Source organism: Mucilaginibacter sp. P5_A6 (genome assembly GCF_056400585.1).
Window position 1 is genome coordinate 49,074 of record NZ_JBFUKZ010000021.1, and the last position, 24,701, is coordinate 73,774.

At 43.9% G+C, this 24,701-nt stretch carries 23 protein-coding genes; 8 read left to right on the forward strand and 15 right to left on the reverse strand.

The genetic code is table 11. The features are described 5' to 3' along the window. The first annotated feature begins 113 nt into the window (after window positions 1-113). A complete protein-coding gene (locus tag AC1DO4_RS20230; protein ID WP_477419122.1) occupies window positions 114-506 on the forward strand; it encodes a YidH family protein in 393 nt (130 codons plus the stop codon). A gap of 9 nt (window positions 507-515) precedes the next feature. On the opposite strand, the gene AC1DO4_RS20235 is transcribed toward AC1DO4_RS20230, so the two are convergent. From AC1DO4_RS20235 to AC1DO4_RS20285, 11 genes are all read right to left on the reverse strand, one after another. Beyond that, window positions 516-1,895 carry a sigma-54-dependent transcriptional regulator gene (locus tag AC1DO4_RS20235; protein ID WP_477419124.1) on the reverse strand — a complete coding sequence of 460 codons (1,380 nt, stop codon included), beginning with the start codon at window positions 1,893-1,895 and terminating at the stop codon, window positions 516-518. A gap of 52 nt (window positions 1,896-1,947) precedes the next feature. Continuing rightward, entirely contained in the window at window positions 1,948-4,287 is a 2,340-nt protein-coding gene (locus AC1DO4_RS20240) for a histidine kinase dimerization/phosphoacceptor domain -containing protein (protein ID WP_477419126.1), read from the reverse strand. A gap of 179 nt (window positions 4,288-4,466) precedes the next feature. Then, on the reverse strand, window positions 4,467-6,779 hold the full coding sequence (locus tag AC1DO4_RS20245) for a histidine kinase dimerization/phosphoacceptor domain -containing protein (protein WP_477419129.1): 2,313 nt from the start codon (window positions 6,777-6,779) through the stop codon (window positions 4,467-4,469). A gap of 70 nt (window positions 6,780-6,849) precedes the next feature. Then, the gene (locus tag AC1DO4_RS20250) at window positions 6,850-9,144 is read right to left on the reverse strand and encodes a tetratricopeptide repeat-containing sensor histidine kinase (RefSeq protein WP_477419131.1); all 2,295 of its coding nucleotides are present in this window, start codon (window positions 9,142-9,144) and stop codon (window positions 6,850-6,852) included. 55 nt (window positions 9,145-9,199) lie between these two features. Continuing rightward, window positions 9,200-11,431 (reverse strand): sigma-54-dependent Fis family transcriptional regulator, encoded by a 2,232-nt coding sequence (locus AC1DO4_RS20255; protein WP_477419133.1) that lies wholly within the window; start codon window positions 11,429-11,431, stop codon window positions 9,200-9,202. Window positions 11,432-11,684: 253 nt separating this feature from the next. Next, window positions 11,685-12,176, reverse strand: coding sequence for a DUF302 domain-containing protein (locus AC1DO4_RS20260; RefSeq protein ID WP_477419135.1), 492 nt, complete (start codon window positions 12,174-12,176; stop codon window positions 11,685-11,687). A 2-nt stretch (window positions 12,177-12,178) separates the two neighbouring features. Beyond that, window positions 12,179-12,742 (reverse strand): DUF417 family protein, encoded by a 564-nt coding sequence (locus tag AC1DO4_RS20265; RefSeq protein ID WP_477419137.1) that lies wholly within the window; start codon window positions 12,740-12,742, stop codon window positions 12,179-12,181. 43 nt (window positions 12,743-12,785) lie between these two features. After that, the gene (locus AC1DO4_RS20270) at window positions 12,786-13,124 is read right to left on the reverse strand and encodes a DUF983 domain-containing protein (RefSeq protein ID WP_477419139.1); all 339 of its coding nucleotides are present in this window, start codon (window positions 13,122-13,124) and stop codon (window positions 12,786-12,788) included. 179 nt (window positions 13,125-13,303) lie between these two features. Then, the gene (locus AC1DO4_RS20275; RefSeq protein WP_477419141.1) at window positions 13,304-14,263 is read right to left on the reverse strand and encodes an MBL fold metallo-hydrolase; all 960 of its coding nucleotides are present in this window, start codon (window positions 14,261-14,263) and stop codon (window positions 13,304-13,306) included. A 49-nt stretch (window positions 14,264-14,312) separates the two neighbouring features. Continuing rightward, window positions 14,313-14,741: a nuclear transport factor 2 family protein gene (locus AC1DO4_RS20280; RefSeq protein ID WP_477419143.1), complete on the reverse strand. Its 429-nt coding sequence runs from the start codon at window positions 14,739-14,741 to the stop codon at window positions 14,313-14,315. A 67-nt stretch (window positions 14,742-14,808) separates the two neighbouring features. Continuing rightward, on the reverse strand, window positions 14,809-15,354 hold the full coding sequence (locus AC1DO4_RS20285) for a carboxymuconolactone decarboxylase family protein (RefSeq protein ID WP_477419145.1): 546 nt from the start codon (window positions 15,352-15,354) through the stop codon (window positions 14,809-14,811). Window positions 15,355-15,795: 441 nt separating this feature from the next. Between AC1DO4_RS20285 and AC1DO4_RS20290 the strand changes: the two genes are divergently transcribed. Both AC1DO4_RS20290 and AC1DO4_RS20295 read left to right on the forward strand, forming a co-directional pair. After that, window positions 15,796-16,818 carry a class I fructose-bisphosphate aldolase gene (locus tag AC1DO4_RS20290; RefSeq protein WP_477419147.1) on the forward strand — a complete coding sequence of 341 codons (1,023 nt, stop codon included), beginning with the start codon at window positions 15,796-15,798 and terminating at the stop codon, window positions 16,816-16,818. A gap of 46 nt (window positions 16,819-16,864) precedes the next feature. Then, entirely contained in the window at window positions 16,865-18,037 is a 1,173-nt protein-coding gene (locus AC1DO4_RS20295; RefSeq protein WP_477419149.1) for a sensor histidine kinase, read from the forward strand. 113 nt (window positions 18,038-18,150) lie between these two features. Here AC1DO4_RS20295 and AC1DO4_RS20300 read toward each other — a convergent pair whose 3' ends face one another. Together AC1DO4_RS20300 and AC1DO4_RS20305 are read right to left on the reverse strand one after the other, a co-directional pair. Continuing rightward, window positions 18,151-18,942 (reverse strand): SDR family NAD(P)-dependent oxidoreductase, encoded by a 792-nt coding sequence (locus tag AC1DO4_RS20300; RefSeq protein ID WP_477419151.1) that lies wholly within the window; start codon window positions 18,940-18,942, stop codon window positions 18,151-18,153. A gap of 107 nt (window positions 18,943-19,049) precedes the next feature. Further along, a complete protein-coding gene (locus tag AC1DO4_RS20305) occupies window positions 19,050-19,841 on the reverse strand; it encodes an alpha/beta hydrolase (RefSeq protein ID WP_477419153.1) in 792 nt (263 codons plus the stop codon). 534 nt (window positions 19,842-20,375) lie between these two features. Between AC1DO4_RS20305 and AC1DO4_RS20310 the strand changes: the two genes are divergently transcribed. From AC1DO4_RS20310 to AC1DO4_RS20330, 5 genes are all read left to right on the forward strand, one after another. Then, on the forward strand, window positions 20,376-21,317 hold the full coding sequence (locus AC1DO4_RS20310) for an alpha/beta fold hydrolase (protein ID WP_477419155.1): 942 nt from the start codon (window positions 20,376-20,378) through the stop codon (window positions 21,315-21,317). Window positions 21,318-21,337: 20 nt separating this feature from the next. Then, on the forward strand, window positions 21,338-21,751 hold the full coding sequence (locus AC1DO4_RS20315; RefSeq protein WP_477419157.1) for a DUF1348 family protein: 414 nt from the start codon (window positions 21,338-21,340) through the stop codon (window positions 21,749-21,751). A gap of 77 nt (window positions 21,752-21,828) precedes the next feature. Next, complete coding sequence (locus AC1DO4_RS20320; RefSeq protein WP_477419159.1) at window positions 21,829-22,824, forward strand: SLAC1 anion channel family protein; 996 nt, start codon at window positions 21,829-21,831, stop codon at window positions 22,822-22,824. Further along, window positions 22,824-23,054, forward strand: coding sequence for a hypothetical protein (locus AC1DO4_RS20325; protein WP_477419161.1), 231 nt, complete (start codon window positions 22,824-22,826; stop codon window positions 23,052-23,054). Before AC1DO4_RS20320 ends, AC1DO4_RS20325 begins: the two co-directional genes overlap by 1 nt. A 48-nt stretch (window positions 23,055-23,102) precedes the next feature. Then, on the forward strand, window positions 23,103-23,576 hold the full coding sequence (locus tag AC1DO4_RS20330; RefSeq protein ID WP_477419163.1) for a Dps family protein: 474 nt from the start codon (window positions 23,103-23,105) through the stop codon (window positions 23,574-23,576). A 40-nt stretch (window positions 23,577-23,616) separates the two neighbouring features. Here AC1DO4_RS20330 and AC1DO4_RS20335 read toward each other — a convergent pair whose 3' ends face one another. Together AC1DO4_RS20335 and AC1DO4_RS20340 are read right to left on the reverse strand one after the other, a co-directional pair. After that, window positions 23,617-24,216: an FMN-dependent NADH-azoreductase gene (locus AC1DO4_RS20335; RefSeq protein WP_477419165.1), complete on the reverse strand. Its 600-nt coding sequence runs from the start codon at window positions 24,214-24,216 to the stop codon at window positions 23,617-23,619. Between the two features lie 17 nt (window positions 24,217-24,233). Next, a complete protein-coding gene (locus AC1DO4_RS20340; protein WP_477419167.1) occupies window positions 24,234-24,410 on the reverse strand; it encodes a hypothetical protein in 177 nt (58 codons plus the stop codon). Window positions 24,411-24,701 lie beyond the last annotated feature (291 nt).

A 24,701-nucleotide genomic window follows, 5' to 3' on the forward strand; every position in this document is an offset into this window, starting at 1 on the left:
GATACAATTGCTTCGTAAAAGCCTGATAAACAATTAATTGTGACTTTGGCATGATTTTGTTACCGGTCAGGCATATAACCAGCAAAAATTTTAAATCTCTCATACAAAACAAGATGAAAATTAATGATCAAGCTTACCTGAACGGCCCATCCGCTCACTTCCCCGAAAAACGTGTTTTTTATATAAGGCTAATAAAAAGTATTGCGGTCATGGCGCTGGGGTTCATCATCGAGAAATTCACCATTCCTATCATACAGGCAACTTCCTTATCCGCCCGTGAATTGACGCTTATTTCGGCAAAAACCTATGCCGGAGATTTTGGTATTCTGCTGGTGGCTATCGGCCTTTGTTCAGCCGGCTACGCCTACTACCAGTATTGTTTCCGGGAAAAACAACGGAGGAAAGGCGGGTTCATCCCTACCCCGCTACCTGCTTTATTCCTTACAGCCGGAGTTTTGGTGCTTGGGTTATTTTTATTCAGCGAACTCCTGCAAGGAGTTTACTGAATGGTGTAGTTAATTATGATGTTTTTTATCAATGCCCAGCTTTTTCATCCTGGAATTAAGCGTGGACACATTGATATTTAAAAGTTCCGCCGCCCCGCCTTCCCCGTAGACTTTCCAGTCACATTTGGCAAGTGTGGCCAGGATATGATCGCGTTCATTTTCCTCCATCGTTTTCACTTTATCCTCTTCAATATCGATAATAGCGGAGCCCTTATCTTTGGGCAGGACTAACGTATTGATTAGCGTTCCCATAGACAATAAAACACTTCTTTCCATCATATTCTCCAGTTCACGAACATTTCCCGGCCAGCTATACTTGCGCATTATACTAATGACCTCATCTGAAAAGCCAGTGATCGTTTTGCCTTGCTTGTCCGCATATTTTTTCAGGAAATAATCGGCCAGCAATAGGATATCGTTACGCCTTTCCCGTAACGGTGGTAAAAGGATCGGGAAGATATTAAGCCGGTAATATAGGTCAAGCCGGAACCGGCCGGCGCTGATCTCCTCTTCGAGATTGCGGTTGGTTGCCGCAATGATACGCACATCAACTTTTTTGGCATTACCGCCTATGCGCTCAATTTCCTTTTCCTGTAAAACCCGCAAAAATTTGACCTGGAGATCCAAGGGCAATTCTCCGATCTCGTCTAAAAATATGGTTCCCCCATCCGCTTGTTCAAACTTTCCGATCCGCTTATTATACGCGCCGGTAAAAGAACCCTTTTCATGCCCGAATAGTTCAGATTCGATCAGATTGGCCGGAAGCGCGCCGCAATTAACCACGATCAGGGGCTTATTTTTCCGGTTAGATAACCGGTGGATGCCTTGTGCGATCATCTCTTTACCAGTGCCGCTCTCGCCCAGGATCAAGACCGCCGTATCGGACTGGCTGACGATCTTTACATTATTCAGTATATCCACCATCGCCGGGCTGTTACCGATAATACTTTTTAACTCTCCCGCTTCAGGGTGCCCGCCTTTCTTTAAAAAGGCCTCCCTGTTTTTTACTTCTTCCTCTACCTGACTATGCAGGTACCAGGCAACATCAAGCATGACCAATACATCCTTTGCCCGGAATGGTTTAACCAGGAATCCATAAGGCTTTGTGGCCTTCGCAGCATCCAGAATTTGTTTATTGGAATTAGCAGATAAATACACAAAAGCGATTTTCATTTCCCGAAGTTGTGCAGCCAGGTCTATCCCCGTTAAAGTGCCTTGTAACAGGATGTCCAGCATGACCATATCCGGCCTTTCCTTTTCGATCAACTTTAAGGCAATGGGCACAGAGCGGGCAATGCCGGTAACTTTGTATCCTTCACGTTCCAATATACCCTGCATGTTATTGGCTTCAATAAACTGGTCCTCGACGATTAGTATTTTGGTTCTCACAATTTGTTTAGTTTTATTGGTAAAGCCATCAAAAACATGCTGTTTTTCTCTATCACAATTTATTGCCATCATTTTTGTACGCGCCGAAAGCACCTGACAAATTATGCTCGGGACTGAGCGGATCAACGTTAAATATAACGGTTATTTTTGTCCCCTTATCATTTTCGAAAGTGATACGCGCGTTAATATCCTCACTTAACCCATTCATTAATTTCAGGCCAAGTGATTCCATAGGCTTATCAGCAAGCGCGGGGTCTATTCCCACCCCGTTATCACAAACAATTAATTTGATTTCTTTCCCTTGTTGGGACATGGAAATAGAAATTATACCTATAACACCCGGTTTAAAGGCATATTTAATAGAATTCGTCACGGCTTCGTTCACGATCAGGGCTAAGGGTATTGCCTGGGAAACGCCAAGCTGCAGCGGTTCTATCTCCAGGTGGAACCGTACCTGACGCTGCACGCCAAAACTGTCATTCAGGTATTGTATGAATTCCGGCAGGTACACCGACATGTCAATGGTCTTGATGTCATCAGACTGGTACAGCTTTTGATGGATCAGGGACATGGCATATATACGATGCTGGCTGCTTTCAATGGCCTTCAACGCATCATTTTCAAGATAAACGGCCTGAGATTCTAATAAACAGATTACGGTATGCAGGTTGTTTTTTACCCGGTGATGCACTTCCTTTAGCAGCCACTCCTTTTCTTTAATTAAATGTTCTTTTTGTAACAGTAGCTCATCTTTTTCAACTACAGTGATTTGAAGGTTTTTATTGCTACGCGTAATTTCCTCCCTTTGAGCCTGCAATAACTTATTGCTTTTTTGTTTTAACCTGTACCTGTTATAAATAATGACCACTAGGATCAGTAACGTGGCCGCTGCGGCGATGATCCAAGTCCGGGTTTCTTCGGCATATTGTAATTTGGCCGCTTGCAACTTTTGCAAGCCCTCGAGTATCTTAATATCGCGTTTTTTTTGTTCCGTGTCATAGGCTATACCCAATTCTTCAATTTGTTTACTCTTCATTTCTGTGAAAGTTGAATCATTGTAGCTTTGTTTCCGTTGCAATTGTTTTATGGCCGAGATATAGTTTCCGGTAGCGGAATCCAGTTTGAAATTCATCTGAAGTTCAAATAAGTATTTCGTCTTTTGGTCTGAGGTCCAGGTATCCAACGTTTTTTTGAGATACATTCTCGTTTTCTTGTATCCGCCTTTTTCGTATTTGAGGTAAAAAGTGGCTATCCGGGAGTTGGCCAATGGGTCTCCCGCAAGTTCACCTTTGGTAACTTGCAGGTCGGAATACCTGATCATTTTCCGGTAATACTTTTCAGCAAGAGGAACCTGATTGAAGGCTTCATAGGTCTTAGCCAACGCTCCGGCCAGTAATTTTTCCTGCTCGTTATTCTTGGGCGGTAGTTTTTGTTTTATGGAGTCAATGAATTTTAAGCCATCGCCAGGTCGTTTTTCGTTATTGTAACGATCAGCGAAGAGAGGCAACATATGATAAATCCTACCCCTATCGTTTTTCGCCATGTAATAGTTCAAGGCTTTTTCAAACCATTCCCTTGCTTCAGCATCTTTATTTAAGCGGATATAGATGTATGCCAGTCGGTAGTAATAGGAACAAATATATGCCGAATCCTGCGCCGTTCTAATACTCTTGACCGATTCCAATGAATTATAGATCGCTTTAACGTTATTACCCTGACTCCAATAGGCAACACCCAAAAGATCGTACACCATAAATATTCGCGGAGCCCCCGTTTTTTTATAGTCCGCAAGCAAATCATTAAGTTCATTGATCGCCAACGCAAATTTTCCTTGCTGGTAATGCACATCGGCGATTTCTTTTCGAACAATCAAACTTTCTCTCACTACCAGCGGGTCATTTCCGGCCTTTCGTAAGATCGCAGCCGCGCTGTTCAACAATTCCATTTTAGTGACTGCTTCTGCAGCAATATTCGCATTATAGTACCTGGCTACTTCCACTTTTGCCAGAGAGAGGTGGTAAAGGTCTTTAGTTGTCTGCAGAGCTACTTCCGCCTGTATATACAACTGTTTTGAACCTTTCCCTTTTTCGTCAGAGAAATAAGCGTCTACTAATTTTATATAGCCGTTCGCTTCAGGTGATTTTAAGGTAACGTTCAATTGGTGAGCCTGATTTAAAAAATTTTCCGCGGAGTCCAGGTCGGCTTTAACCTCGCCCTGTTTAAAAATATTGAACTCGGCAAGTTTTAATAATCGATTTAATTGAACGATATCTTTCCGGTTTATTTTAATTGATTGAAGTAAACTATCTGCCTCCCTCCTGCCGATATCCTGACCTTTAACCAGTGTGAGCTGACTAGCTGCTAAAATTGTAAGTAAAATTTGCTTTATCATCTTTCTATAAATTAATTAGCAGCCGCAGAATATCAGGTTCATTTTTTATGATATTACCGATGAGTTTATTATAAATAAATATAAGAGTTATTATTACTTTAAAATAGATGATACTTTTCCGGTTTTAATCGGAGAAGCCCATAAAAAATTAGCTGCCAAAAAGCGTCAGTATCATCCCATCATTCATGTCCGGTATCCATAAGATTATCCGATAATTGATGATCCAAATTCAGCGGATCAGCGTTAAACATAATGGTTATCCTGGTACCTTTGTCGTTTTCTATCTTTATCCTGGCGTTGATATCTTCGCTTAAACCGTTCATTAATTTCAAGCCAAGAGATTCTAAAGGCATATTAGCAATAGCCGGGTCCATTCCTATGCCATTGTCAGCAATTACCAGCGTAATATCCTGACCACGCTGGTTCATAGAAACTGTTATAATCCCAATGGCACCAGGGGCGAAAGCATATTTTATCGAATTGGTTACCGCTTCGTTGACGATCAGCGCCAACGGGATCGCCTGTGATACACCCAATTGAATTGGCTCGATTTCCAGGTGAAAACGCACATGTCGCTGCGTGCCAAAACTTTCATTCAGATACTGAATAAATTCTGGGAGGTAGGCTGACATATCTATTGTTTTGATGTCCTCGGACTGATAAAGCTTTTGATGGATCAGCGACATCGCGTAGATCCTGTGCTGGCTATTTTCAATGGCTTTTAGCGCGTCGTTTTCAAGGTATAGCGCCTGCGATTCCAATAAGCAGATGACGGTATGCAGGTTATTTTTCACCCGGTGATGTACTTCCTTTAACAACCATTCCTTTTCCTTGAGCAGATGTTCCAGTAATTCGTTTTTTTGCGTAATTAGCAAATTATTACGCTGTACGATCTCATTGCTTTTCTGTTTTAACTGGTATTGGCGGTAAAAAAGAGCCAGAATAACTAACAGTAAAAAAATGATACCAAGTGTGAAAATTCGAAATATATTGGCATTCTGAAGCCCCCTTTGTTGTATTTGTTCTTTTTGTTGTAATAGCCGGATCGACTGGTCCTTTATTTTAAGTTGGATCTCCTTTTTTTCAGTTTGGTATTCTACCGCTATCTGCCTGATCTGCTGGCTCTTCTTTTCGGAAAAAAGCGAATCGTTTAACTTACGGAATTTTAATAAATTGATCATTGCGCCTTTATAGTTAGCATTCGCTGAATCAATTCGAAATGCATTCCAATATTGTTCCTTGAAGAATTGAGGTTCATTGACTCTGTTTATAATTTTTTGGTTGATTAAAAAATATTTATGTGCCAACTTCAACTTGCGTTCATGTATATAGTACCGAATAAAGCTATAATTGCTATTGATTATGATGGTCGGTTGCGCCGTGGGGTAGGTCTTGATCATCTGCTGTAGTCGCGTACAGTATGGACCCGCTTTCAGATAGTCCTCTTGGGCGAGATGGATTTGCAAATAACTAAGTGGGATATAAAGAACTTGACCATCTCGGCTTAGAGGCAGGAGTTTTGATACCTCGAACTGGCCAAGCAATTTTAGTCCCTGTTCATACTCCCCGATTTTAATATAATCAAAAACGGTGTTCCACATAATGATCAGGGCATTATTTATATCCTTGTTTCGCTGCGCTATTCCCATCGCTTGAACGAAATAGGGAACAGCATTTTTGGGCTCATTGAGTTGATTGTAAATCAGTCCGATCATATTGTAGACCTGACAAAGCTGCATCGTGGTATCTCTGGACGTTTCAGCAGCTCTTAAGGCTTTGAACATGTAACCCAGTGACTTTTGATAGCCACCCAACGAATAGTATATGGTTGCAAATCTCGTATAAACACCCTGCAATTGGTCATAATGAATCGACTCGTATTCTTCCAGCGAACGTTGAATTGCTTTCAATGCTTTTTCATTGTAGATTATAAAACAATACAGTTCTGATAGGTTCTTTAAAAGAAATGCCCGTAATTCGATATGTTTTGAGTGGTCTAATGACATCACTGCAAGTTCTGTATACCGAATCTTGACTTTTATGTTGTTAACGCTTTGCATGGGTTCATACTGGACCAGTTCATTATATGCCAGCGCTAAATGATATTCGTCATCGCTGTTCTTTAATTGACTAACTGCTCTTTCTGCAAATATTTTTCCTTTCTTTTCATCTCCTGTTTCCCGACTTAGGTTTGACTTAACATACGACAAATAGCCATTAAGTGGTGCCGACTTTAGGCGTATAATTATCGATTCGGCATGACTGATAAAATTCATTGCGCTGTCGACATCCGATTTTTCACTTCCCGGTTTTAAAATATTAAAGAGCGCCAGACGTAATAAAACATCCGTTCTTTTCGCGTCTGACATGTTGGTGGACAGTGAACGGTTTAGTTTATCTGCCTGGCTCTGCGGAAGGCTCCGGGTAATATCCTGGGCATAGAGCCATGAATGGCTCAGGAGGATGAAGGTTGCAAATAGAATTTTTCTCATTTTATTGGATTTGATCAATCATTAATCAATAGCAAAACTGATTTAGCAAAGACATTCAGGCCGAGCCTGTTCAGGAATAATTATGAGCCTCCCCCGTCAGCATTTGTTCGGCTGGAAAAATTAGCGTAACGTTTGTACCATGATCGTTTTTGATATTAATTTCCGCATGGATATCTTCACTTAAGCCATTAATCAGCACCATTCCCAGGGTGTCGGAAGGCCCGCTGCTTTTATCGAGATCTATTCCTATTCCGTTATCGGCGATAACTAACGTGACCAGATCGCCTTTTTGATGCATGCTTATTGTAATACTCCCTGATGCATTTTGATGAAAAGCATGCACGATAGCGTTGGTGATGATTTCATTTATGATGAGCGCTAAGGGGATCGATTGGGTGATACATACTTTTACCGGATCAAGATCAAGCTTAAAATGTATTTTCTGGTGTGTTCCGTAGCTATCACTCAAGTAACGGGCCAGTTCCGGGACAAATCCCGATATGTCTACAGTTTGTGCGTTCCCGTCCCCGTATAATTTTTGATGGATCAGGGACATCGCATAAATGCGGTGCTGACTTTTTTCGATCGCGTTTAGCGCATCATTCTTAAGAAACACCGCTTGTGATTCCAGTAAGGAAACCACCGTATGCAGATTGTTTTTTACCCGGTGGTGAACCTCCGAAAGCAGCCATTCCTTCTCTGTTAACAGATTATCTTTTTCTTCCAGCAAGCCATTTTTTTCCAGCACCAGGTTTTTGTTATCTGATTTTATCTTTACCTGCTGCGCTTCAAGAAGTTTGTTAATTCTTTGTTTAACCCGATAGCGGTCAACCCCTACCGCTAAGAGGACAAATAGTAGCAGGACTAGGGAAATCGCCCACTTTCGGGTTGTTTCCGCGTGAACTATTCTATTCTGCTGAAGCCTGTTTTGAGCCTGAAGCAATTTAATGGAGTTTTCCTTTTCTTCGCTTTCGTAAAAGGCAGTTATCTGATTTAATTGCCTGATTTTATTTTCATTGGCAACGGAGTCGTTCAATTTATTTTTAAGCAGCAAATGATTGACAGCAGACTTATAGCGTCTTTGAGAGGTGTCCAGGCGAACCCAAAGATCATAATTACGGGAGATGGTGCCAGGATCCTTTACGCGCTGTAAAGTACTATTGTTTTTAATCAAATATTTTTGAGCTTCCGCATATTGCTTAGAAGCGACATAATATTTGGCCAGCGCCGTATAAATATTACTCTTATCGTGGGTCCCGAAGTTATTATGCTTCAAATAAGCAAGCAATTGAGTACCATAAATTTCTGCTTTATTGTATTTTTTAAGGCTGGTGTAAATATTTATATAAGCCATTGGGACGCAATAATTCATGGAATTATCATTTGATTTTAGATATTTCAGGGGAATACTTTTAATAAAAACCAAAGCGTCAGTGGCTTTTTTAAGTAGGATATAACTGTTTACCGTATTGTATATTAATAGCGCTACACTTGCATTCTCGTGGTATTTCTCCGCGATAATGATTGCCCTTTTAAAGTATGTTATTGCTTTTTCATTCTTATCAAGCTTGGTATATATTAAGCCGATGTTATTGTTAATCTCACATACCTGCATGGTGGTATCCCGGACTTTCCCGGCAGTTTCTACTGCGGCTAACTCATATTTTAAAGCTTGAATAAAATCAGATTTTATATAGTAGATAGAGCCCAGTTGATCATAAACCCCTTGAGTTTCTTTATGACCAATAGCTTGGTAAGCTTTCAGTGATCTCTTAATCGTTTTCAACGCGTTGTAGCTATCGTCATTGTAATTATATAGATCCGCCAGCATTTTAAGGCTGAACGCCATCAGCTCAGTATTTCCAGATTGCTCAAACGTGGAACTTGCCAATTGCGTTAAATTAATCTTCAAAGGCAGTTGAGCGGGGTCGCTGAACTCGTAATATTGTGAAAGCTCATAATAGGCAAGGCCCAAGTCACGCATATCATTGGCCGGTTTTAAAATCAAAATTGCGCGTTCAGCGGCGGCTTTACCCTGCACTTTTTGCCCTCTCTCCCTAAATAAGCTTGCTTTTGCTAATGCAAGCCTTCCTTCGTACTGCGGCAATTTGATTGCCGGGTTTAAATTCGCCGCTGCCTTTATACAGGTCTCTGCGCTATCAAGGTCAGCCTTGTATTCACCCGGCTTTAATATGTTAAATTGCGCGAGACGTAATAATATATTTATACGGGTTGTATCCAGGTGATTTTTGGTGATTAGGCTTGCTAATGAATCTGCCTCATGTCTTGAAATATTGTGTGTAATATCTTGCCCCAGGCAGTTGCAAGCTATAAAAGCGAATAAAATGGTATAGACAATTTTCATTTAATATTGGATATGAATGCGATTATAAAAGTGATCAGGAAAAACGCTGTAATACTTAAACCAAGTGTTCCTTTTTAATCCCCAGCCGTTTGATCTTAGAATTTAAAGTACTTGGCGGCACCCCCAAAATATCAGCCGCCCCACCGGGCCCCGATATCCTGCCCTGGCAATATTTTAAGATCCGCAAAATGTGTTCGCACTCATTTTCATCGATCGTTTTGAGATGGATCTCTCCGTTGGAAGTGATCACCGTGTTGCTAGATTTCGTGGTCGGCAAATGGATATGTTTTAACGCATCCCCGGTCGCCAGTAAAATACTTCGTTCAATCAGATGTTCCAGCTCCCGGATATTACCCGGCCAGCTATAGTGCATCATGTCCTGCAATGCCTTATTTCCCAACGTTGTGATCTGTCGCCCGGTCTTCTTGGAATAACGGTGTATAAAATGGGTAGCTAGTACCGGGATATCTTCCTTTCGGTCCCTTAGCGCAGATAGGTGGATCGGGAATATATTTAAACGGTAATACAGATCACTTCTGAAACGTCCTTCATCTACTTCCTTTTCAAGATCCCGGTTGGTAGCGGCAATGATCCTTACATCCACCTTGATGGTGCCCCGCCCGCCAACACGTTCGATCTCCTTTTCCTGCAGGGCGCGCAAAAGCTTAACCTGCAATTCCAGCGGCATTTCGCCGATCTCATCTAAAAACAAGGTGCCGTTGTTGGCGAGTTCGAACTTACCCAGCCTGCGTTCGGTAGCACCGGTAAAGCTGCCCTTTTCGTGACCGAACAATTCGCTTTCGATCAGGTTAGCCGGCAGCGCAGCGCAATTAACCTTGACCATTAATTTGTTTTTGCGGGGTGAATTATTATGAATTGCGCGTGCGATCAGTTCTTTGCCGGTGCCTGTTTCCCCTAAGATCAAAACTGTACTGTCCGAGGGTGCCACCTGCGTAACCAACCGGAAGGTCTTTTGCATCACCGGGCTTTCCCCAATGATTTCCGCGTAGTTTTGATTAACCTCTATCTCTTCCTTTAAATAAATCGTCTCCTCTTCAAGTTGTCGTTTATAACGGTCTATCTCCTGGTTGGCAATGATATTGGCAACTGAAATGCAAAGCTGATAGGACAAACTTTGTACGAGTTTTAGTTTGCTATCCGTGATCAGTTGTTTTTCTTCAAAGTATAACAGCCAAAAGCCGAAAACATCTTCGCCTTTAGCAAAACGGGTGACCATTAATTCCTTAAGCCCGCTCTCATGATTGATCTTTATATAGATCGGTACATTTGGCTCTGATACCAATTCATCCAGATCAAACAATACTGGTAGATCTGTTTGCATCGCTTGCTTTAACACGCTATCATTTATTGGATATTGACCATCTTTGGCATCCCGGTAGGCCGGGTGAGCTTTTGCCATGGCATCTTCATCCAGCAGAAATGCGCTGACAGTAAGACCATCGGCATCCCGAACTGCGATCAGCGTATGGCTGCATCCCAATAAAAGTTTGAGCTTATCCTTAATCACCTTTTCAAGTTCCTCCGTGCTCCTGACGGAGGCGATAGCAGTGTTGATAGACAATAATAGTTCCATTTCATTTCGCCTGCGAACAACTTCCTCGATCAGGATGATATTGGAGAGCGCGATGGACAATTGAGAGCAAACACCTCTTAAAAGATTGCCCCGCAACGACTCGATAGAAAGTGTTTCCGATATAAATAGCAGGTAACCTAAGATGTCGCCACCTGCTTCCAGGGTAACAACAGCAAATGTATCCACACCCTTATTTTTCCAATTATTTAAATAGGACATATCTGGAAACAGATCAATCGCTTCGGCCAGATCGATGACGGCCGGTTGCCTGGTAGCAGCCAACTGCATTAATACAGGTTCGGGTATAGAACCGGTTTCAAATTCTGTATCATTTAAGCCCTTTCCGTCAGGGTGGTAGGGCTCCCGACCGAACTCATAAACACGGTAAGCGTTGTTTTCCGGGTTAACCAGGATGATTGCAAATCCTTCAACGTTAAATAAGGTATCCAAATTAGTTTTTACAACACCGAACAGGTCGTCTTTATTTTTTACGGCCGCGATCTCGTTGCTCAGATCAAGCAAAATCGTTTTCTCATCTTCATCCTGTAAAAAACCCGAATCAAAGTGCTCTTTTACAGCCGCCTTAAATTTTTCGGCAAGGTTTTCTATGCATTCGAAATGTTCATTAACCAGCGCAGAAAGTTCTTTGCTCTTTGGGGAATAAGATGAAATTAGGCTGTCAATGTAAGGCATATTGGTACGTTTTGAATTGTGATTAAAAACTAAGGGCGGCCTGTCTGGCGTCAACTCAACCATAAAACAGGCTGCAAACCCAATACCATCTTATTATCAATTGATAATCAATACATTATAACTAAAGCCAGTAGGTGCTTTAGCGATATATCACCAACTGTGGTATCGCACTGTTGATATCTCAACAATTTCGCCACTTATGTGAGGGATTTTAGAGTGGTCTGAAAGCCAGTCAGGGCACTATAATGGGAAATTAAGATTCCAAAACCGCCTTTTGCAGCAGTTCAATATTCAACGAACCGGCCAGTTGAGGGGTTAAACTGTAACGCTCTTTAAGATAAACCGGATCATTGTAGGCGGCTCGGACAACATTGTTTTCATCGGCCCAAACCAGGACTTTTAAAGGCAGGTCCAAACCTGCGATAGCGTTGGCCATCATGACCGGTCCACCGGTTTTGGGATTGCCGAATAAAACGAACTGCATAGGCGGAATTTGGAGACCCACTTTGCCCAGCTCGTCCTGCTGATCGATAATCGCATAGACTTTTGCGCCTTTATTATTTAATAGTTCAGTAAGCCGCTTTAAGGTTAAATCAACGGAAAAGCGGCTAACCTTAATAACAACTCCCTTTGGGTTTGACATTTTCATAGCGGTCATGGGTAAATAGAGACTGAGGCCTGCGAAAATGGCTTGCCGAAGAAAATATCGGCGGCCATCGTCCGGAACCTTGTTTTCCTGCATCATTTTTATTTAAGCCGGCGCAGGTAAATCCCGGCAGATTCACTCATCGTGATAATAGCGCCGCCCATGATGACAATATCTTTTAATACTAACCTGCCCCTGGCTGACAAATAAGGAAAACCCCAATCGGTATCTCCAAGGCGCGGCACCCATGATTCGGGTGTCGTTATTAGAAATGACAGAGTGCCGACCGTCATCAAAATGATCAGCATGCTGGCGATCATACTCGGGATCGGGATCACTTTATATAGGGCTACCAGTACAGCCATCAGCACCAGAAAAGTGCCTAATATTTCTGAAAATAAGTAAGTACCGTTATCGGTTTGCCAAAGACGGTTTGCCACAATTAATTCCCCCTCCTTGTTCAGGTGCTTTTTATATTCCGCCGGATTTTTATAAAAAAAGGACATGAAAGGACTATTGGCAACGAATGGTACGATCCCGTCAGCCTCATAAGTAAAAAATTTCAAGCCGCCGATCCATAAAAAGATAACGACTATGGCAAGCCTGGTCACATTCTTTCCTGCCTGGTCAAGGCCGGCAATAAATTTTATAATTGAGTTTTTCATCTTTTGTTTTTCGGCGGCCGGTTAATTATAAATGCGCATTGTTCTAATCGTTATGAAGGGCAGTATCCTCACTCAGTTCAGGCCGGTAATGCAAACCGGGGGTGAGCCAGTATAAGAGGATGATCCTGGAATACCTGAAATTAAAGGGCGATAGCATTAAGGCTGCCGACAAAATGATGATCACGTATAGCCAGGGATTCTCGCTGCCGGTCAGTACAGAAATCGCTATAGATAGCGTGACCATTTCGGCTACATTCATGGCATAGCTAATAAGCATGGCGACATAAAAGTAGCCGGGCTCAATTTCATAGGTCAGATCGCAATGACTGCATTTTTTTAACATGACCTGGCCGTGGAAACCGTACATTTCGTTAGCAAACATATCCCCCCTTCTACAACGTGGGCATTTCGCATCTATAAATGCCGGCCAGAGCGGCCATTTTTTTAAATTTTCCATTTTACATTAGCTGACTATAGGTGAAACCAACTGTTTGATACCCCTAATAACCGAATAGGAAGCTAAGTTCCCTATTCGGTTGAACCAATGAACATAAGCCGGTCTTATACGCCCTTATAAACCAGTTTGGTAAAGAAATCGCCTTTGATCACAAAGCCTCCGAACTTTTGGTCATAAGAGGCAGTTGGTTTGGCCGCAATAACCTCGTTCAAGGACTTTCCCTGATTTTTTAATTTGCTCACACGCTCGCGGATCGTTGCCAGCATATCGTGAAACTCGATCAGTTGTGCACGGTTTCCTATAGCGCCGTGTCCGGGAATAATCACGGTATGATTTGTTGTCCTGGCCACGTTGCGTGCAGCCGCAGTGATCATTCCGTCTATACTTCCTCCGGTTGAATAATCAATCATTGGGTAGTAGGCATTCCAAAAAGTATCCGCCACATGCAAAATATCTGCGTTGGGAAAATAAATAGAAGAATCGCAATCCGTGTGCGCTGGCCTATAGGTTTCCACATGGATCTTTTCGCCATTGAAATGGTGGGTATGCTCTTTTTTGAATAATACGGTAGGCAGGCCCGCTTTCGGCAGGGGGGCAAAAGTATAATTCCAGTCTTCCTGGTGAATACTTTTCGTTAAATGTTCACGGGTAATGTCCTGCGCAATGATGGTGGCGCCTGCATTATGCAGCCATTCATTACCGCTGGTATGGTCAAAATGCCAGTGGCTGTTGATCAGCACTTTGATCGGCTGGTTGCTGATAGAATTCAGTGCGGCCAGTACGTGAGGTTTGGAAACACTAATGCCGCCATCTACCAGCAATTTACCCTCCGGGCCGTTCAAAACGGCGATGTTACCCCCAGAACCATCCAACATATAGATATTACCCCTTAGCTTGGTCACATTGATCTTGGCGGTAGCTGCAGCTTTAATAATGATCTCAACCGGACCTTCGGCTTTGGCCTGGCTGAACAAAAATTTGGGAGCCAAAAATACGCCCGCAGTTAAAATTCCTGCCGTTCCTAAAAAGTTACGGCGATTCATGTTGTTCTGATTTGTATTCATGATATGGGTTTTAAAAAATGGTGAAATATTTTATAATTGTTTAACTGACCTAATGCGACCATTCAGCGAAAAAGGTTCGCATACCGGGCACAGCTGAGAAGAAAGTGCTGATGCCCGAAATTTTGCCGTCACGCATCGTATTGACCGTAGCGATATGCTCATCAATATCAGCATCTCCGGTAATGGCCTGGTTGTGTATGGCCAAAGCCACACAATTCAGGCTATATTGGATGTGATCCAGTCCGAGACTAAGCTTGCTGGCAAACTTCATGGCTTTGCTGATCACTTCTTCTGCTCCTACTGATTCACCCGACAGTTCGCCTTCGCCGGGTAACGACCAGGTGCAGTCATCAGTAATAATAGATCTCAATAAATCCCAGTTATGATCCCTGAAGGCTAATAGAAACTGGTTACCCAGTTTTAGCTTATCCTCATCACATGTGATCGTGGAATAAGCATTGGTTTGAAAAGCGCTCATAATATTTCTTTTTAAATGATGATTCCGGATAATCCTCTCCCCCTGATTGCAGGCAGCGGTTTTCCTATTAATTTTTATCCAGGCTGACGGCTTCGGGAAAATCAAGTGGCACACCTGTTACAGCATATACATAATTTGTAAATATTTTAGCGGTGACCAATCCGATCAGCTCGATGAGCGCGTCTTCGTGATAACCGGCTTCAAAAAAAGCTTCCAGCAGTTGCGGGTCCGATTCACCCCTGTTTTCCGTGATGCTCTTAGCTAACTTCACTACGGCATTCAGTTTACTGTCTTCTGTATAACCCTTGCGGATGCTAATGATATCTTCATGGCTGAAACCCTTGCTTTTTGCGATCATGGTATGAGCAGCAAGGCAGTAATTACAATTATTGATTTCGGATACGACCAGGTTGATCGCTTCTTTTTCCTTGACGCTGAACACCCCGCCGGCCATTGCCCCCTCAAATTGTAAATAACCTTTCAGTGTACCGGAGGAATAACCCATCGTCGCGTACAGGTTTGGCAGCTTGCCCAGATGCTGGGTAACCTGGTCAAATAATAATTGTGATTCCGGGCTTACCTCATTCCGCCTGGGAACTTTAATCGTTTTCATATTGCTTTTTTCAAAATCTGGTGATCGTGCTCTTGCTTTGTTGACCGGTTAAAACTGATGGAAGCGTTAACGGCATGCATGAGGTAATATTTGTGCCAGTTTACAAATCGCTAATAATGAATAGCTTACAAAAATGGATATGCTTTTCGCTATGCGGCATTTCGTTATTTAGAGCCCAAAACTTGAAATGGCGAGGTTTTTAAAGAAACGGGGAACAGCCATGGGATACTTAAGCAGCGGTCAGGCCGGAATAGGGCAGATGTAAAGGAAGCTGACCCTTAATGTTATTTCATTTAAAAAAGAAGATTCCTTGATATATCGCCACGACCAACAGTAAATATTATTCATAAATAACTAATTATCAATTATTTGAATCGCGGCATATTATTTTCATCGTGGAGACCAGTAAACAATTATGATCAATAGCTATAATTTAAGTCAATGGATATTCAGGCATTACAAAAAACGATCAATCAGTTACTGACAGGAGACAAGGGGATTCTGGCGATGGACGAAAGCACAGCTTCCTGCAATAAACGGTTTGAAGCGATTGGAATACCACAAACATTTGAAATGAGGCGGCGATACCGGGAATTAATAGTAACCGCACCGGGCCTTAGTGATTATATCAGCGGGGCCATTCTTTTTGATGAAACGATCTGTCAGCGGACAAAGGACGGCAAACTATTCATCGATGTGCTACGGGATAGTGGCATCATACCCGGCATTAAAGTAGACCATGGAGCCGTTGACCTGGCCGGCTTTCCCGGTGAGAAGATTACTGAAGGTTTGGATGGCCTACGGGATAAATTGGCTGCATATTATATCATGGGCGCCCGCTTTGCCAAATGGCGGGCTGTCATCACCATACAGGGTGATTTGCCTACCACATCTTCAATTTATGCGAATTGTCATTTATTGGCACGCTATGCTGCACTTTGCCAGGAAGCCGGACTTGTACCGATCGTTGAGCCTGAAGTAATCATGAATGGCGATCATGATCTGTATATCTCCGAGCGGGTAACGCGGAGAACTTTAAATATCCTGTTTGAGGAATTATATAAACAGCGGGTAAACCTACAAGGTATAATTTTAAAACCGAATATGGTGCTGCCCGGACTAAGCTCCAGTGATCAGCCGGATCTTATCACCGTGGCTGATGCGACAGTGCTTTGCTTGCTGGAAGCGGTGCCAGCAATTATTCCCGGTATCGCATTTTTATCCGGCGGCCAGTCACCCGAACTGGCTACAGCGCGTCTTAACGCCATGCACCAGCGTTTTAAGCACTCCATTCCCTGGAAAATCACCTATTCCTATTCGAGAGCATTGCAGCAGCCCGCCCTAGAAAGCTGGAAAGGGGCTGCCGAAAATGAACTTATTGCACAGCAAAAATTGGTTAAAAGGGCGGCGTTAAATAGTAGTGCCAACCGCGGCGTTTACCAAACTGCGATGGAAACTGAATAGTCCATTTAGCGAAATCACGTCGCCTGTATTTTCAAATCACAACCTCATGGCCTTAATTAACCACAATTCCTATATGTCCGGTAATTTGCCGATCAAAGTAATCGAAGAAATTCCGGTTAGGCAAACCAGTATGTTCCGGCGGGCGGGCGTTACGGATAATAACATCCAACGCCTCATTCAGGCCGACCAGGCGTTTGAATCTGCCGGGTTGGGGGCCTGGAGTTTTGATTTTGAAGCAAATATTTTAAAGATCTGCCTGCGATGTAAAAAAATGCTCGGTATACCGGACGCGCAGGCGACAGCCATCGGTTTGCTGATCAGCCTGATACCAAAAGATCAGGCTCCCGCTTTAATATACGCCATCAGGACTGCTATGGAAAAAAGCACCCCCATCGATCTCCAATTCCCGGTCAACCGGGACGAGCCGGCGATGGAGCAGCAACAGTGGTTGCGGATAACGGGTATCGTAGAAGCCGGTTCCAACGGCAAAGCAAAAAGGTTGTATGGAACACTGGCTGATATCAGTCCCAGGATGCAGCGGGAGATCAGCCGCCAGGACCTGATGGCGCTGATCAGCCATGAAATGAAATCACCTTTATCATCCATTAAGTTATACGTCCAATTGTGCCAATCTATCGTAACCAAAACGGAAGAAGACCGCCTTTTGAAATTTTTGAACAGCGCTAATGAGATGGTAGACAAGGCCGACCAAATGCTGGATTACTTTCTTAAAGGGCCGACCATGCAAACAGGCCAGTTGAGCCTGGCCATGGCCGGGTTTAACATGCACGACCTGTTAATAGAAATGGTAGACCAGGTGCAGTTCAGGCACCCGGAGCATCAACTGATTCTAAGAAATTCTCCGGCTATGCGGGTACAGGCCGACCGGGAACGTATCGGTCAGGTGGTGGAAAATCTTCTGACAAACGCCATCAAATATTCACCGGATCCCGACGTCATCGTAATCAATTGTAAAATGTCAAAAGATCACCTGCAGGTTTCTATTAAAGACCATGGCATCGGGATACCGTCCAATGAGCATTACAAAATATTTGATAAATATTACCGGGTGGACAATCAGCTGGAAAAACCTGTGGGAGGTTTCGGCATCGGCTTATACCTGTGTAAAACCATTATCGAGGGGCACCATGGTAAAATCTGGTTTAAAAGCGAACTAAACAAAGGGACCACTTTTTTTTTCCGCCTGCCGGTTGCCTGATAGCAATATTAAAGCAAGCTTTTATCGGAACAACCAGATATAAGCAAAAATCCCTTAAAACGCTTTGTGCGTGCTTAAGGGATTTTTGCTTCAGCTATGATCGTAAATCTGTTTTATACCTGGGCAAAGCCGCCGTCTACAAAAATTTCGCTGCCTGTCATAAAGCTGCTTTCCGCAGTGGCCAGGAATAAAGCAGCAGCAGCTACTTCCTCCGGATCACCAATGCGGCCGAGCGGCGTTTGCTCACCAAATTGTTTGATACCTTCTTCCCGGTAACCGGTAGAATCCAACAGGTTAAACATACCTGGTGTGCCGATAGCACCGGGAGATAATACATTTACCCGGATACCCATTCCTTTCAGATCTAAGGCCCAGCTACGTGCAAAGTTCCGGATAGCGGCTTTGGTAGCACTGTAAACACTTAAAGACGCTGTACCTTTTACGCCTGTTGTGGAGCCGGTAAGGATAATGGATCCGCCGGGTTTTAAAAAGGGTAGTGATTTTTGCACGGTAAACAAGGTCCCTTTTACATTTACATTAAAAGCCAGGTCGAAGCCCTGCTCGGTTACCTGCCCGAGTGCTTCAAAAGCGCCTAAACCAGCATTGGCAAATACGATATCGAGGTGATTGTGTGCCGAAGCGATCACCGAAAAGATGTAATCCAGTTCTTCCAGGTTAGCGATGTCGCCACGGATACCGGTAACCTGTTGCCCGATAGCCGAAATAGCCTCGTCCAGTTGCTCCTGTCGGCGACCGGTAATATAAACATAAGCTCCTTCAGCTGAAAACCGCTTCGCGGTGGCTAAACCGATACCACTGTTCGCGCCGGTGATCAGAGCCACCTTTCCCTCCAGCCTGCGGCTGTTTCCATTGATTGCTGATGATACTTGCGATGTATTTTCCATAATTTAAAATGCTAATGTTGTAGTTTTCTTTATTGTTAGGTTTAATGTAAAAGGTCCCTTACGCTGTTTGAGAATAAAGCATAAGAGGGCCTTTTATAACAGGTCGGTTATTGACTGCCGCCCTTTTTAGCAGCAGCAATGATCACTGCCGATACTTCCTCCGGATGAGTAATGAATACGACATGGCTGCCGGACATCTGCGTGATGATGCTTTTTGATCTTTTGTACATGTTCATTGTAATTTCCGGATTGATGCTTTTATCTCCGGTGGAGGATATGCCAAAGGTTGGCTTTGATTTCCAGGCCGCTTCAGTTACCGGGGTTCCAAAAGCCGCTCCCGGTATAAATCCCTGGGAGGCGAACATGAAATCGGCCAGTTCCTTCGGTACATCTGCGCAAAAACCGGCATGAAATTTTGCCTTGTCGTAATAGACATTGCCCTTTTCATCCGGTGGCAGTAATCCATTTTCAGGTTTTGGCGGCAGACTTCCCGCCCAGGTTACTGTATTTTCGCCTACATCCGGCTGAAACGCGTTAACATAAACCAAGGCTGCAACCTTTGGGTTAACACCGGCCTGGGTGATTACGGTACCAGCCCAGGAATGGCCGACGAGCACCACCGGGCCATCCATCTTATCAATTGCGAAATTGGTCGCGTCGACATCCTCCTTTAAGGAAGTGCAGGGATTTTGTACGACAGTTACGTTATAGCCTTTTTTGGTAAGTACCTTAAATACGCCCTGCCAGCCGGAACCATCTGCCAGTGCCCCGTGAACAATAACCACGTTTTTAACGGGAGTTCCCTGAGCCTGCGCCGGGCTTGAAATGCTCAGGCAGCTAAAAATCGCCGCCAGCCAAATGAAGTGTCTTGACCATCGGGTCAATTGATTTGTTTTCATGTTAATTAAATTAAGATTTGTTACTGATTGAATTCATCTGTTCATGACTAACCAAACGCAGTACCAAACCACATCTAACTATTATTCAATTATTTAAGAAGAAGTTTAATTAAATTAAGTCTCGACATTTCAATAATGACCCTCCTATTGTTTAAATGTCAAGGTTGCAAACGAAAAGACTATAATGCTGCCAAGCCAACAGCCAGGCTCTGCCTTCAGCATGCTTTCTCCTCTCCTGTTTCTGACCATCTGATTTAAAACTTAGCCGGCGATCATGTCGGGATCGGGATACCTTTCCGGGGGACGATATATCATTAGTGTTATTTCAAGATGATTTGATCAATTCTTGATATATCGCTTGGGCTTTATTACCAATATTTTCACAATTAATTCATTTACAGGCTTTTAAAAAGTGGCATCAAAATTCTTTAATAGGGGATATTCAGCTGAAGCTACAACAGGTTAACCGGAGGATAGCACGGCTGGTTATTAAATCTCATTTATGTCTGTTCACTATTACAAAAAAAGAAAATCATGAAAAGTAAATTAATGATGCTATTAGCGCTCCTGTTATCAATAAACCTGGTAAGCGCACAAATTCCAAACATTACAGGTGTCAGGTATGGCACGGTAAAGATCGAGGGCCTGAACATTTTTTACAGGGAAGCAGGTTCGCCTGATAAACCCACCCTCCTTTTATTGCATGGATTCCCAACCTCATCACACATGTTCAGGAACCTGATGCAGGCCCTTCAGGACAAATACCATTTGATCGCACCGGATTACCCCGGTTACGGTGCCAGCTCCATGCCTTTGGTAACTGAATTTGATTATACCTTCGACCACCTGGCCAAGATCGTTGACCAGTTCGCGATCGCCAAAGGGTTGAATAAATACAGCCTTTACGTCATGGATTATGGCGCGCCGGTTGGTTACCGCCTGGCAGTTATGCATCCGGAAAAAGTGCAAGCGCTGATCATCCAAAATGGTAATGCCTACGATGAAGGGCTGGAAGATTTCTGGAAACCATTCCGCGCCCTTTGGAAAGACCCAAAAAATGAAGATGCCATCAATGGGATGAAAAAGATATTGACCATCACCGCTACAAAATGGCAGTACATGAATGGCGTGGGCGATACCACCAAGATCAGCCCCGACAACTGGATCATTGATCAGGCGGGCATGGATCGTCCGGGCAACGTGGATATCCAATTGGCGCTGTTTTATTCTTATGGCAGCAACCCGCCGCTATATCCTTCATGGCAGGCCTATTTCAGGAAATACCAACCACCAACCATTATCTTATGGGGCAAGAACGATTATATCTTCCCCGCCTCCGGCGCCGGGCCTTATAAAAGGGATCTGAAGAATATCGAAGTGCACCTCCTGCCCACCGGACACTTTGCACTGGAGGAATACGGATTTGAGATGGCCCAGAATATCGACCGGTTTCTGACTAAGAACAACATCAAATAATTAACATAATTTAAAAGATCATGGAAAAAAGAGAACCTTTACCGCCATTTACATTGGAAACCGCTTTACAAAAAGTGCAAGCTGGCGAGGATGCCTGGAACACCCGGGATCCGGAAAAAATAGTAATGGCTTATTCTGAGGATACGGAATGGCGCAGTCGCGGGACGTTTCTGAATGGACGCGAGGCGGCAGCGAAATTTCTTGCAAAAAAATGGCAAAAGGAATTGGATTACAAGTTGAAAAAGGAACTGTGGGCCTTCACCGATAACCGCATTGCGGTACGTTTCGAGTACGAATACCGGAACCAGAAAGGGGAATGGTTTCGCGCCTACGGCAATGAGAACTGGGAATTTGATGCGTATGGCCTGATGCAAAAAAGGTATGCGAGCATTAACGAGATCCCTATCAATGCGACGGACCGCCGCTTAGTTTAAGCAATATCCAGAAAAAGGATAGCCTGATCGTTAACATCAGGCTATTCTTACTCCCAGGAATACAGTTTAGTTATCACATGATGAATCGCACCGTTACGCCACGAGTTCGCTTTCTTGAGTTTTTACCGGTCAGCCTTTTTGGTGGTGTGATGGGATTAACCGGCTTATGTTTTGCATGGCGGCTGGCCGCAGCTCACTGGGCGCTGGACCATCGGTTACCGGAACTTATAGGGCTTATTGCCGTACTGTCTTTCGTTGCCCTGACCATCACTTATATTATCAAAATATTCAGGTATCCATCAGTTGTTTATCAGGAAATGCAGGACCCGGTGGCGGTTTGTTTTTTTGCCACCTTTATCGTGTGCCTGCTGTTGCTCCCGGGGGTTATATTACCCTATTTCCCGGAGGGCGCCACGGGGCTTTGGCGTATCGGGGCAGTGCTGATGTTTTATTTTGCATGGTATGTATTGCGAAAATGGTTCGACCATCAACAACAACCGCAAACAGCCAACCCTGCCTGGGTCCTGCCGGTGGTCGGCACGCTGGATATTCCCATTGTCGGCTATAAACTAGCGGTACCTTCAGCGCACGAAATCTCGCTGGCGGCCTTTGGTATCGGGATACTTTTTTCTATAATCCTGCTGACCATTATTTTCTCCAGGCTGTTGTTTCAGGCTCCTTTACCTCAGGCAGTACAACCTACCCTTATGATCCTGACAGGGCCTTTGGCATTGGCATTTTCGGTATATCAAGGCCTAACCGGGAGCATCGACCTGTTTTCAGCCGTCCTTTTTTATTTTAATATATTCCTGCTGCTTTTGTTTGGCAGCAAGATTATGCTGATCCCCAAGGCCTGTCCGTTTAAAGTCTCCTGGTGGTCGGTAAGCTTTCCCCTGACAGCGGTAACTGTTACTTCCCTGATCTATGCGGGTGCGCATACCGGTTGGGCGCACCAATTATTAGCTGGTATCTTGCTGGCGTTGACCACGCTGGTGATCATTTACCTATTTATCATAACCGTATATCAAATCATCACGGGCACCTTTTCACCTCCCGTTAATCTCAATCAATAATGGCATGTTCATTTAAAACGGCGGTCCTGATTTTTGGCAGTATCATAGTATTACGCTTCGGCGTCGTAGTAATTGCCCATGCTGGCGTCCGGCCCGAAAAAAACCTTAAACAATGGCATTTAAATCCAACTAAAGACCATGAAACTCTAAAAAAAGGGTATACACCAATTAAGGAGGGCGTGTGCCATACCATCAACAACGACGAACTGTATATCGTTCCGGCATATTAAAAGGCCTCAGCCTTAATCCCAAATAAATTCACTATTAAATCAAAAAACATGGAACCAACAATTGGCCTGTCGGCCGAGAACCTCGAAAAAGCAGCCCACGCCCTGAACAGCGTCCTGGCAGATGAATACCTGCTTTACACGAAAACCCGTAATGCCCATTGGAATGTGGAGGGGTCGGACTTTCATAGTAAGCACTTATTCTTTGAATCACAATACCAGCAGCTGGATGAAATATTAGATAGCGTGGCGGAACGCATCCGCACTTTAGGGCATTATGCACCGGCCAGCTTAAAAAGTTTTTTGGATCTAACCCGCCTCAGCGAACAACTGCACGAAAATAATACCGGCGTAGGCTTTATTCATGAATTACTAAAAGACCACGAAAGCCTGATCATTAGCCTGCGCGGCAAGATCGACTACACCGCTGATAAGCTCCACGATATGGGCACCAGCGATTACATGACCGGCCTTGCTGAAACACATGAGAAAATGGCCTGGATGCTCCGGGCGCATCTAAAATAATTACTAAAAAGGAGGGTTTTTTGACCCTCCTTTTTAGTAATCAGATTGCTATACTATCGCTACCCTTGTCCAGCGCGTTATCTTTTAACGCCTCAACTGAAAATCCTTCCGCGCGGATAACCGTTACATCAGTGATCCCTAAAAATCCTAAAAGATGTTTAAGGTAAGGCACCGCGAAATCATAGGGCTGATATATCCCTGAGCTGTAAACTCCGCCACTGGCGACCGCTAAATAAACCTTTTTACCCGATATCAGGCCTTCAGGGCCATGATCGGTGTATTTGAACGTAACGCCTGCGCGTGCGATATGGTCGATCCAGGCTTTCAAAGTGGACGATATGGAAAAATTGTACATAGGGGCGCCAATGACGATGATATCTGACTGCAGAATCTCCCCGATCGCCTGGTCGGATGCCTTGATCGCCTCTCTATTTTCAGCCGTGTGTTTTTCAACCGGGGTAAAAAATGCATTTAAATGCGCTTCCTCCAGGTGCGGGAATGGATGGGTAGTAAGGTCTTTAACCACGATGGTCGCAGAGGGGTGTTGCTCCCTTAATTTTTCAACTATCGCGTTGCCCAATTTGATACTGTTCGACTCTGAGCCCCTGGGGCTTGAGATCACATGAAGAATTTTTGCCATTTATGTTGAGTTAAATATTAAATACGACGCACTTTCCCGGCGAAATAGGTCAGGGTATAGATCAGCAGTCCAATGGTGCCTACCAGGCCTAAAATGATCAGCACTGCGATGATCAGCATCCCATCGAAGTTATGTTCTGTACCCGCAGCGGTCGCCCCGGCGGCTCCGTCAACACTACCCGTCATGGCGATCATTAGCGCTGTCCTCTTTAGTCGTTCATCCATACCTGGAACATGCACACAAAGTGCCGAATTGTAATTAATTGATTACGAGGATATTGATTAAAATATTGGCGATACCTATTTATGCTATCTCGCCAAATGGCGTCTTGAAGTTGATATCTCAACAGTAAATATTGCGGTAGTTCAACGCGGCGGACATGGATGTTTTAAAGAGGGGTTTGAAAAAGACCGGGCGGGTTACACGGGCATTAGGGAATAAGGCCGTTGAGTGCGGCGAGCGGACGCAGTAGCTTATGCCCGATC